The following is a 12,376-nucleotide window of genomic DNA, read 5'->3' as shown; positions in this document are numbered from 1 at the left end:
GTTTAAAGTAGGAACGGATCTATATTTTATCTTTTTGCCGCATGTGTGCAGGTGCACATTTTTCATTTTTAGACTTTTTTATATGTGTATACATATAAAGTACGTTTTATCGTACTTTTTTATTTAAAGTACTATAATTTGTACTTTAATGCTTTTTCATTCGTAAATATCCTATTATTTCTATTTATTTGCCAGTATTTTCTTTTATAAAGTCCTTTTTATCGTACTTATTTTTTGTGTTATTGTCATTATCATAGTGTTCTCTTCGCAGAAATAATCTCTTATTTCATCCTTACTCTTATATCGTTCTTCTATAAATCCCCCATATTTTCCGCCTTCCCCTCCATTTTTTCATATAAATACACATTTTTACTACATTCACTTAACTTGTCAATTCCCCATCCAGTTCACAAAAGCATCTGACCGAAATCATGGGGAATACTGATGACAGTATCTGGCAACTCACCTTCAAGTGCGCAAACATATCTATCCAATTTGGGATCAAACGAATAAAAATACCCGTATTCGCTACACAGTTCTACACCCAATAGCTACTTTGCAATTTATCAGGGCCTGCTTACAATGTACCCATAACAGTGGCCACATGAATTAGTGCAGTACCTTGTTTTCAGACATGCCCACTATTCCTTTCCCTGCTTCTAAACGCCGTTGCATTCTTCCTAATACACGCCACCCACTGCTTATTACTTTTTACTTTTTACTTTTTCGTAATTGAAGCAGGGGACTTACTGTTAACTGGTAATATTATCCTCCGAGTTTTTTTGTGAATAAAGACCACTGAAAGCCCTGGACATACCATGCAAATTTATGTGATTAGCATAATTTCTGTGCATCGCGAAGTGTATTACCAAGAACGGAGTGATCAGTAATCAGGAAACTGCTTGATTTAATTCAAGCAGATAAAAGCATCCGCTTCACTACTTGCTCATAACCGAATAAGTGCTTCGCAGTTTATCAGAAGGAGCCTGCACTTCTCCTGATGCAAGCAAGTTCCCCCGATTATTGCTTTTCGCAATCGAACCAGGGGACTTATTTGATTCAGTTAAAAACACTTCTTCTCTTGCCTCATTTTCCCCTGAAATGCTATAATCCATAAAGAAAGCATTCGCAAACTCCTTGCAGTTTGCGGCTAATACATTGTTTCGTAAATAACTATACCAATCGCGTGGGATGTGGATTCGAGTGTGCAGGTATAAAAATGCAAGCGTAGCTGGCTATGCTGAGGCTTTTAGATCTGTGCAGTCGGATTCACCAACAAGTAATTGGTATAGTTATTTCGAAAACAATGTACTAGTACAGCGAAAATTAAGTTTCTGCTATATTGACGTAGGATGATTTTCTCATATGCAAGGCGAAGGAATGAGGCGTAGCGGTGGCTACGGCGATTGACGACAACGCAGCATATGAAAAATCAGACAAGTCAATATAGCGGTTACTTAATATTCGCTGTACTAGTCATTTATCATCTGATTGAAAGGAATATTTTATACATGAACACCACAAATAATCGCAACGATTTCTATAAAGAACAATTAGACAAGACTTTAAATGGCAATGAAAAGATCGAAACTGCCATTGCAGCACTCCAAAAAGAAGCAACCGAAGAAATGCTTGCTCATACTCTCACCGTAATCCGTCACAGAATGCAGGAGCAGGCACAGCTGATCATTGCTGTAGAACCTCCAAAAGGTGATGGAAAAATTTCTCTTCATGCGATCAAAACCAACGATGGAAAGCAATGGTGGGCTGCATTTACCAGCTTTGACGAAGAGTTAAAAGGCAGTGATAAGATCATGTCCACATTTACCGCAGATATTGATAAGATTTTTGCTTCTGCATTGCAAGAGCCGTCTGTTGAGGGAGTAATTCTCAATCCATGGAACCGCACACTGATGCTGAACAAAACCCTTATCAACATCATCCTCGGTAATCCTGTATAGCATCAGCTCTGTCGGATAACAAGTCCAATGTTTCACGTGAAACACTTGGTATTTTACTGAAGTATAAAAGCATTCCAGCGGATAACAGCATCCGCTTCGCTACTTGCTCATAACCAAATAACTGCTTCGCCGTTTATCAGAAGGAGTTTTTCTTTCTCCTGATACAAGTAAGTCCCCACCCTCTGCTTATTGCTCTTCGCAATTAAAGCAGGGGACTTACTTGATTCGGTTCCAAATCTGATTTCTATGTATCATGAAGCATATTGGCTATGCTACTGTTCACTGATAATATTCCGTAAGTTTTTTTATAAACGAAGGTCGCAGAAAGCCCGAAGCCATACCGCACCAATTTATGCAATCAACATAAATTCTTTGCATTGCGAAGCGCGTTACTGAAAGCAGAACGAACAGCAACTTAGCGATCATTGCCAAGAACAGAATGGGCAGTAGCGGCAGCATACAATAACAAGGTTAGGGTTCCCACAAAAGCATTGTAAATTTTTCGTTCCTGTCGTATAATAAAGCAAAGAAATATTCAGAAAAAATCAGATCAGATACCTGAATTACGTTACATCTGTCCTGATTATTTTTACGAATTCCAGGAGGCTTTTTAATGAAGAAAAATGGACACAGACTACTTACTCTTGCAGCTTTAGTCGGAACTGCCGCAGGTGTTATTCATATTGCTAACCGTTTCATAGATGCCACATCTCAGCTTAAAGATATGCTGGAACAGCCACACAGCAGAACCTATGACTGGCGTTTTGGAAAGATTTTTTATACAAAACAGGGACATGGCACCCCTATTCTTCTTATTCATGATATCATGCCAGGTGCTTCCGGTTATGAATGGAATGCCATAGAGAAGCAGCTCGCAACCGAACATACCGTTTACACCATTGATCTTCTTGGATGTGGACGTTCCGAAAAACCGGATATTACTTATACCAATTTTGTATTTGCTCAGTTACTCTGTGATTTTGCCAAGAATGTGATTCGTGAGGAAACCGATGTTATTGCCAGTGGTTTCTCAGGTTCTTTTGCGATCATGGCTTACCGTAACAATTCCGACCATTTCCGCAAGATCATGCTGGTCAATCCACCAAGCTTCAGTTCCCTGAAGCAGGCACCTTGTAAAGACAACAAGCTCTTTAAGTATTTTATCGAGCTTCCGATTTTCGGAACTCTGATCTATCATATGGTAGCTTCCCGCGAATCCATCAGCAGTCTGTTTATGGAAAAGCTGTTCTACAATCCCTTCCATGTAACAGATACACTGGTAGACACCTATTATGAATCCGCTCACAAGGGTGGTTCCAACGCCAAATATCTGTATTCCAGCTACATTGGCAAATACCTGAATATCAGCATTAATAATGCCGTAGAATCTTCCGATGCATGCATCTATATTATTTCCGGAGAAAAAGAAGCTTCCGCTTCTCTTATCGCAGAGGAATACCAGAAGCTGAATTCTTCCATTGAAACCGCTGTGATCCCGGAAACCAGACATCTTCCTCATCTGGAAGATCCGGAACATTTCCTGGAACAGGTAGCTATTTTCCTGTAAAAACAACTTATGATCCGGCATCAAAAACAAAATTTATCTATAGTAATTTGGGAAATCAACGTATCAAAAGGACATTGTTCATGTTCAGAGCCGTTGAGCTTCATACAGTAATTTGTGGAAATGCTATAAACCAACAAAAAGCCAATAAAAAAAGAGTACTGTTTCACGTGAAACATGAGTTTTCCCTCAAACAAACGTGAAACAATACTCTTTATTTTTTACCAGACTCACAGCATGCATCCGGACATTTCTCTTATCTAAGTGCCTGCTCCAGATACATGTGTGTTGTATTATCAATCAGCTTATGTGTCAGCTCTGCCATATGTTGTGTACTCTCCTGATTCTCAGAAGACAGCCATGTCTTGATCATTCCCACGCATCCATTCAGACAAAACGCATACGCATACTCAATGTCACGGTTGTCTTTCGGCAGACGAATTGACAAGCGATGCAGCACTGTATCTGCGATCAGTTTTTCTATACGATTCACAAAAGCCATATCTCCATTCTTTCCAAGAAGTGCGATACAAATATCCTTATTATGATCCAGGATCGTAAATATCTGCTCAATAAAAGGATACGAGCTCTCCTTATTATTAAGAGGATCCAGAGGATAGTCTGCCACCAGATGCGTGATTTCCTCCATCAATTCAGCCTCAATGGATTCCAGCATCTGATAGATATCTGTATAGTGAAGATAAAATGTGGAGCGGTTGATATCAACTTCTTCCACCAGTTCCTTTACCGTAATCTCCTTAATGCTCTTCTTCTGCATAAGACGGGCAAGCCCCGCTCGCAACTGTGCCTTGGTCTTACGTACTCTTCTGTCAACTTTTTCCGCCATCTTAATTCCCCCTGCAATTCAAAAAAGCAAGCACGTTTCCTCCGCCTCAATCACCTGTCACTTACGATACTCTGCAACTGTCATACAATGATAATGCATCCTTCAAACGAATAAAAGCATTCGCTTTCTCTACGCCGATCTGTATGATACCAGATATCTGCTGTTGTTAAGAATTGACAAGATCAAAATTGTTAACGACGCCGACCTACACGATACCAGATATCTGCTGCATATTTGTGTTGAAACATAGGAATCCTGTCTGCATTTAATATTACCAACTGCACATAAATTCAAAGGAAATAACGTACTTTTTGTCTATTATGCAGTTTTTTATTTGTAATAGACACTTCCATTATTTCCGTCTATTAATATACATTCAGTAAAGATTTAATGGTTGTATCTGTGGTATGTGTTTAGTATAATACATCACGTAAAGAAAATCAACACTTTGTTTGATAATGGAATATAAAGCTATTAATAGATTTTAATATGATTAATAGATCTCGTCGCCATTACTGGAATAAAGTTTGATTAATCAACTATGTTTGATAATACAATTTAATAAGAAAGGGATAGGTAATATGATCAAAAACGAATGGAAAAGCTTACTTCGTAACAAGCTCATGCTTATCGTCGTAATCGCCATTATCGTAATCCCGATCATCTATGCAGGTCTGTTTCTGAAATCCATGTGGGATCCTTACGGAAACGTAGACAGCCTGCCAGTGGCCGTGGTAAACGAAGACAAACCTGTCGAGTATAATGGCAAGACCTTGAGCATAGGTAAGGACATGACGGATGAGCTGAAAGACAACGACTCAATGGCATTTAACATTGTAGACAGCAAGACAGCAGAGGACGGTCTGGCCAATGGAACCTATTACATGGTTATCAAAATTCCGGAAAATTTCTCCGCAAACGCAGCCACTGTAATGGACAACGATCCAAAGCAAATGGAGCTATCCTATGAGACAAACCCTGGAACCAACTATATCGCCTCCAAGCTCAGTGAAACAGCAATGCTGAAGCTTCGTGATAACATTGCTTCCAAGGTTACGGAAACCTATACAGAAACCGTTTTTGATTCTATCTCAGAAGCAGGTGACGGAATGCAGGAAGCTGCAGACGGATCCGGAAAGATCGAAGACGGACTGAATACAGCAGCTGATGGTAACAAAACAATTACCAAAAACCTTAAGAAGCTTTCCACCAGTACTCTTACTTTCGTAAGCGGTGCTGACAGTCTCACCGAAGGTCTTAAGACCTACACCGATGGTGTTGCAAAGGTTAACGATGGTGCAAAGAGCCTGGACGATGGTGCAGATCAGCTGAACAGCGGCGTTGCAACTCTCACAGAAAAGGTTCCTGAGCTGACAACCGGTGTGGATACTCTGGATAAAGGTGTTCAGCAATACACCGCTGGTGTGGATGAGCTTAATAAAAATTCTGATGCACTGAAATCCGGCGCAAGCAGCCTGGAATCCGGTGCAAACCAGCTGAACAGCGGCGTTGCAGCTCTGACAGAAAAGGTTCCGGAGCTGACAACCGGTGTAGATACTCTGGATGAAGGTGTTCAGCAGTACACCGCTGGTGTGGATGAGCTTAATAAAAATTCTGATACACTGAAATCCGGCGCAAGTAGCCTGGAATCCGGTGCAAATGCATTAAGTGCAGGTATTGATACTCTTTCCGACGGAGCAACACAGTATGTAGCTGGTGCTGACACTCTTGCAGATGGAACTACCACCTATGTGGCTGGTGCTGGCAAACTCGCAGCCGGTGCCAAAGAGCTTGCAAAACTTGAAGACGGACTCACAACAGTTTCCAATGGTATCTCTCAGCTGAATACCGGTGTTACCAAAGGAACCGATGACTCACAGTCACTGATATCCGGAACACAGCAGCTGGAAAACGGACTGAAAGCCCTGAACGATAAGGTTTCTGCTCTGAAAGAGGGAACAACACAGGAATCCATCAACAAGCTTGCAGCCGGCCTTACTTCCGCAAAGGATGGTATGGACACAGCCGCAGCTGGTATGAACAGTGCTGCAGCTGGTATGAACAATGCCGCAGACGGAATCAACAACGCAGCCGGATATATCACTCAGGCCGCAGGCATCACAAGTCAGACCAGCAGCAGTATCACAGACAGTCTGATCCCTGCTCTCCAGAATGCAGGCACACAGTTCTCACAGGTAGGTGATCAGGTCAGCAGCATACTTACAGGATACGGACAGCAGACAACGGAGGCACTTACTGATGCAAATACCAAGATTGGTACTGCCGGACAGACAATGACCGATTTAGCAGCACAGCTTCAGGCGATTCAGGCAACCGCTTCTGAGGACGGAACCATTTCCGCAGCAGCTCTGAATGATGTGATCAACGCTTTAAACAGCGTAGCCGGTGGAATGACTGGCGTGGACGGTTCTTACATGAGCAGCTATTCTGATCAGGTTTCACAGCTTGCAGCTGGTGTATCCGGTCAGCTCTCTTCTACTCAGGAAAATCTGAATACTGTTGCTTCCAAGCTTAACGAAGCAGCTTCCGGACTGACTCAGATCTCCGGAGGACTGACTCAGGGTGCCGGCACACTTTCTGAGGGTGCAACAACCATGACAAATGGTGCAAACCAGATGAGTGCAGGTGCAACAACCATGAGCGCAGGTGCAGAGCAGTTATCTGCAGCTACAAGTCAGCTTCCTACAGATCTGATCGCTCAGCTTTCTGCAGGTGTTACCCAGCTGTATCAGGGTGCACAGGCTGTAAACACAGGAACCAAGAACGTTTCCGCAGGACTTCAGTCTCTGGAAGACGGCACAGTCGAAGCCTTCCCGGCTGCAGCAGCAGGAATCAAAGCTCTGAACGATGGATTTGACCAACTGACATCTTATGATAAGCAGCTCAATGACGGTGCAAAGAATCTGAAAACAGCCGGCAAACAGATCACTAACGCACTTCCGGATATCAAATCCGGTGCAGGTCAGCTGGCAGATGGTTCTAAGGCACTGACAGATGGAATCACAACTTACACCGATGGTATTGCAAAGCTTTCCGAAAACAGTGCTGCTCTTACAGACGGCACCAAGAAACTGGCAACAGGAGCCAAGGCTCTTTCCAGCGGTGCTGCTACTCTTGCAGATGGAACAAAAGCATTAGCCAATGGTTCCGGAACACTGACAACCGGAATCACAACCTACACCGATGGTGTTGCTAAGCTTTCCGAAAACAGCTCCGCTCTTACAGACGGTACCAAAAAGCTCTCAACAGGAGCCAAAACCCTTTCCAGCGGTGCTACTACTCTTGCAAACGGAACTAAGACATTAGCAAACGGTACCTCAACGCTTCTCAGCGGTACCGAGAAGCTTGTAAGCAACAACAGCACACTTAACAATGGTGCAAAACAGCTTGCAGATGGCGCTGCCCAGATCCAGAGCGGTTCCTCTCAGTTGTATGATGGATCCAAGAAGCTTGGAAGCGGTATGAAAGAACTGAAAGACGGTTCCAAGACACTGACCACAAGCCTCAGCGATGGAGCTACCACTGTAAAAGACAATTCAGCAAGTAATGAAACGATCAAAATGTTCGCAACTCCTGTTGTGAACGATGAAACAAAACTTACCGATGTCCCGAATAACGGACACGCAATGGCACCTTACATGATGTCTGTAGGCCTCTGGGTCGGCGCACTGGCATTCTGCCTGATGTATCCTCTGGCTCAGTATAAGGGCAAACTGAAATCCGGTTTCGCATGGTGGGCAAGCAAAGCTTCCGTCCTTTATCCGGTAGCGATCCTTCAGGGAATCTGCCTGATCCTGCTGTTACGTGCATTTAACGGATTCACACCTGCAGAGATGGGCAAAACCGTACTCTTCGCCTGCCTGACATCAATGACCTTTACCTCTATCATGTACTTCTTCAACATTACTCTTGGTAAAGTAGGAAGCTTCCTGATGCTGGTATTCATGGTCGTTCAGCTTGCAGGATCTGCCGGAACTTATCCGGTTGAGGTTTCACCTTCATTCGTTGCAAAGATCCATGCATACGTTCCGTTTACTTATACGGTCGACGCATTCCGTGCAACGATCAGCGGTGGCCGAAGCATTACCACTTCCATCATTGTAATGGTTGCACTGTTAGTGATCTTCACGATCCTGACGATCCTTCAGTTCAATCACATGACCAAGAGAAAGAAAGCAGAAAAAGTTGTTCTCTTCGACTGGCTGGAAGAAAGAGGTCTTGCATAATACTTAGTTACTGACAGAAGCTCCCCCGAACCTTCTGTTAGATATAGAAAAATTAAAACTGTACAGTTGCTCAGATGAGCTTCTGTACAGTTTTTTTATATTGTCCTCGTCAATTCTCCACGCTATAATTATAGCAGTTATAGAAAATCAAGCTCGCCAGTACACCGTGCCTGACCTATGCAGCAGATTTCAGTTCAGAAACACTCCTGTCAGATTCAGAAGAAGCGGCAATATGACTTCTCAGATCTACTCACAAACCGGAGCTCTTTCTGACTGCAAGCCTGCGGTTTTCAATGGAAAAGCAACCTGGTATGCATCTAATCCACTGACCGCAAAAACAGACGGAATCATCACCTATGCTACACCATTTACTGTCTTCAGGGTAAAACCTGGAAAGCTATCGGCAATACAAAAAATACAACCTACACCGATAAAAAGCCAGGCACCGCAACCAAATACCGTATCCGTGCATACCGCATCACAAACGGTAAAAAAATATACGGACCTTATTCATCTGTAAGGACCGTAAAATAACAGCAACATAAAAACACCCCGGAAAATCCTGATCTGTGTGGTGTCTCCGAATATCTGATCATCAAACGGATATTCGGAGATCACCTTATTATTTACGGATCTCCGAGGTGTTTTTATTTATTTTCTTAATATTTTATTTTTCCGCCTCAGCTGTTGGTGTTGCTGTGGCTTCTGTCTCTGTTTCACCGTTTACCATGGTTTCATATGCATTGAACATTTCTTTTACTGTCATTTTGTTTACAAGAAATACCTTGTCTCCAACGACAGCTGCATAATAGTTTGTGTCATATGTGTAGAAGGTAACGGTTGTCTGGTTCTTGTCAGAGTCTGTGAATACAGCGGTCATCTCCGGGTCTGCAGCTGGTGTATAAGCGTCTGTCAGTCTCTTCTGTCCTGCCATGTTTATCAGCTTGTTGTAGAAGGTGGTAAAGGTTGTACTTTCTATTTCCTTACCATCCAGCTGATAGGTTGTTGTTTCTTTTTCGTTTCCGTCATCATCTGTGGATGTTTCACGTGAAACATTTACAGTACTTGTTGTTTCACCGTAAGTAACCTGGAGCTGATCCAGATTTTTTACAGACAGATAATTGACGATCAGTGACCAGAGATCTGACGGCGTCTTGTCAATAACTGCACTCAATGTATCTGTTGACATTGTATAGATCTGTTTGTTATCTACCGTTACATATCTGCTGCCATCTCCTGCCTCATCACCAACGTAAATGACAAGCTGTTTATCCACTGTGGTTGTCTTGCTGTCTGCATCTTCTGAGCTGCTGTCCGTGTCAGTAGTGTCGCTGCTCTCAGAATCGCTCTCAGAGGCCATAGAATCGTTTTCTCCGGATTCTGTACTGTCTGTGCTGTCATTCTTCACCTCTTCCTGATAATCCACTGCAATCGTCGCATAGGGCTTATCAAGGCCATACTGGGAAAGATCCTCTGCATTGTAGTTTACAAACTGGTCAAATGCAAAGCTTCCAAGTCCGGAGGTTACGTTTCCTGCTGCCGTTGTATCGGCAGACTCTTTATCGCTGCTTCCGTCACCGGAAACATCCCAGGTAGTTCCGTCGGAATTTTCTTCCAAGACATAGGAATCTTTATCCTCGCTGACCTGGACCTTTTTCACTGTGGAAGAATCAATTGTCGGGAAATCTTCTCCCTGTGCATAATCGTAAAGGGAATCCATAAACGGAGACACTGTGTCCGCTGCCACTACATATACCGTGCTGTCATCATCATCCCTGGAAATGTAATACTGATTCGTAGACGTATTCTCATCTCCGATGTTGAGTTTCGTTGTCCCATCAGCGGTATCAACAGTTACCGTGTTAGATGGGGAATCCAGTCCATATTCCGTAAGATCCTCCACATCCTCCAGGACTCTGTCCGCTTCCACCTTTTCGATGGCGGAAGCTGCGGAATCCAGAGTTGTCTGATTTACAGGAAAAGCAGTCTCATCCTTTTTCACCCAGGAATCATCTTTTTTCTCAAAGGTCACTTCCTTCTTGTCTACGATAAATTCCAGGGATTTAATGTCATCCGTTTTCACGGAAAACACTTCTGTTTTGCTTTCCTCTTCGCTGCTCTCTGTCTTTTCTTCTTTGGATACGTAGGTGTTCAGTCCCACATAAACGCCGCCGAGAACTGCCAGAACAACAACTGCTGAAACAAGTTTGGTCGATTTTTTCATTATGCTTTTCTCCTCTTAAACCAGATCAGGAATCCTGCAACAAGGAACACTCCCGGGATCAGACCAATGGTACAGATCTTCCAGAAGGCTGCATCATAATCGGTTACTGTCAGGCTTGTGGACTCAAGGCTCTTGGATGGAATAGAAACGGAATTGCTGTCGTCTGTGCTGGTCATCCAGTTTAAGGACTCCAGAAGGAGCTTTTCATTTCCGCCGGATACCATCTGGTTTACCTGGCTCTCCATCAGATTTGCTGTGGAGTAGTAAACGATCTGTGTTTCCTTATCATCATCCAGTTTCTCAGTGATAGCAACACCAAGATCAAACGGTCCGTCTACATCTCCGTCTTCCTTTTCGATATTGCTGCTCTGCATATTTGTTTTGGAGTAAGCCTTGTCAGAGGTTGTCAGGATACTGTCGATGGTTACGGTATCTCTTACATCATCTGTTTTCTGAATGCCCTGTGCATACGGTGCCAGTACGTAGGAGCCTGCAGAAGCTGTCTCAGAGCTTGCATCTGTGCTGTTGACTGTTGGTACAAGATAATATGGCATCTGCATTCCATAATGCTGATTATCACCCTCAAATACGATTCCCTCTGCACACTTTACACCATAGTTTTCAAGAACCGCATCAAAGTTCGGCAGATCATCCTGTGTATAATCCGAGAAGATCATAGCTTTTCCGCCTGCCTCCAGATAATCCAGGAGCTCTGTTTTTTCTTCCTCGGAAATATCGCTGGTCGGAGATACGATCATCAGGCAGTCTGCATCATCCGGAACCTTTCCCTCTGTGAGAAGGTTCAGCTCCTTAATATCAATGTTTGCTTTCTGGATATCTTCTTTAAAGCTGGAATCCAGATCTTTTTCTCCGTGTCCGGATAAGGTGTACATGATCGGAAGATCCTCGGATGTTACATAACCGATCGCACTTGTGATCTGTCCTTCTCCATCAAATCCGGTAGTAGTCTGCTGCCAGGTATTATAGTCTACTGAAGAGGAATACATATCGTTGTAATTGATAACCTTGTTTCTGTCGCCGCAAACTACGATCAGGCTGTTTGACGCAAGATCATCGGTTGTATATTCCGATGCAAATTTCGGATTTACAACAGGGTCTTTTACCTCAACTTTAATATGCTTGGACTCATCTTTATAACGTGAAAGCAGATTGGAGATCGTGTCGTCCTCAGAACCGCTTGCCGCGATCTGATAAATGGTAACATCCTTATCCAGTGCCTTCAGTACCTTCTTTGTTTCATCACCGATGGTGTAAAGCTTGGATGAGCTTACATCCAGCTGTGAATATTTGGATGGGATCGCACCGACGATCATATTGATCACAACCACGATCACGATAAAGACTGCTGCCATAGCCATGCTGTAGGAACCATTTTTGATATGTTTTTTGCTGATGGTGCCTACCAGCTTTTTCGGATCCGGTTTATGTTTCTTTTTGCCGGAGTCCTGTGCGGTCTCCGGTACGGCTGCCTCGCCTTTATTTTTCTTAAATTTCTCACTGAATTTCATTTCC

Annotated in this window: 7 protein-coding genes; 4 read left to right on the top strand and 3 right to left on the bottom strand. The window is 43.2% G+C overall.

What is annotated here, in order from left to right; translation table 11 throughout:
* Positions 1–1,511 precede the first annotated feature (1,511 nt).
* Complete coding sequence (locus LKD46_RS06850) at positions 1,512–1,961, top strand: SseB family protein (protein ID WP_044962418.1); 450 nt, start codon at positions 1,512–1,514, stop codon at positions 1,959–1,961.
* A 613-nt stretch (positions 1,962–2,574) separates the two neighbouring features.
* On the top strand, positions 2,575–3,528 hold the full coding sequence (locus LKD46_RS06845) for an alpha/beta fold hydrolase (RefSeq protein ID WP_015526540.1): 954 nt from the start codon (positions 2,575–2,577) through the stop codon (positions 3,526–3,528).
* 253 nt (positions 3,529–3,781) lie between these two features.
* Here LKD46_RS06845 and LKD46_RS06840 read toward each other — a convergent pair whose 3' ends face one another.
* Positions 3,782–4,372 (bottom strand): TetR-like C-terminal domain-containing protein, encoded by a 591-nt coding sequence (locus tag LKD46_RS06840; protein WP_015526541.1) that lies wholly within the window; start codon positions 4,370–4,372, stop codon positions 3,782–3,784.
* A 581-nt stretch (positions 4,373–4,953) separates the two neighbouring features.
* Here LKD46_RS06840 and LKD46_RS06835 point away from each other — a divergent pair.
* Positions 4,954–8,619, top strand: coding sequence for a YhgE/Pip domain-containing protein (locus LKD46_RS06835; RefSeq protein WP_227573948.1), 3,666 nt, complete (start codon positions 4,954–4,956; stop codon positions 8,617–8,619).
* Positions 8,620–8,851: 232 nt separating this feature from the next.
* Positions 8,852–9,139: a hypothetical protein gene (locus LKD46_RS06830; protein ID WP_114001990.1), complete on the top strand. Its 288-nt coding sequence runs from the start codon at positions 8,852–8,854 to the stop codon at positions 9,137–9,139.
* A 147-nt stretch (positions 9,140–9,286) separates the two neighbouring features.
* Here LKD46_RS06830 and LKD46_RS06825 read toward each other — a convergent pair whose 3' ends face one another.
* Together LKD46_RS06825 and LKD46_RS06820 are read right to left on the bottom strand one after the other, a co-directional pair.
* Entirely contained in the window at positions 9,287–10,843 is a 1,557-nt protein-coding gene (locus LKD46_RS06825) for a DUF4340 domain-containing protein (RefSeq protein ID WP_227573947.1), read from the bottom strand.
* The gene (locus LKD46_RS06820) at positions 10,843–12,372 is read right to left on the bottom strand and encodes a GldG family protein (protein WP_173740566.1); all 1,530 of its coding nucleotides are present in this window, start codon (positions 12,370–12,372) and stop codon (positions 10,843–10,845) included. Before LKD46_RS06820 ends, LKD46_RS06825 begins: the two co-directional genes overlap by 1 nt.
* Positions 12,373–12,376 lie beyond the last annotated feature (4 nt).

This window comes from Blautia fusiformis, assembly GCF_020686995.1.
Classification (GTDB): domain Bacteria; phylum Bacillota; class Clostridia; order Lachnospirales; family Lachnospiraceae; genus Blautia_A; species Blautia_A fusiformis.
Note: the sequence above shows the minus strand (reverse complement) of the source record. Positions and strands in the feature narration are given on the sequence as shown.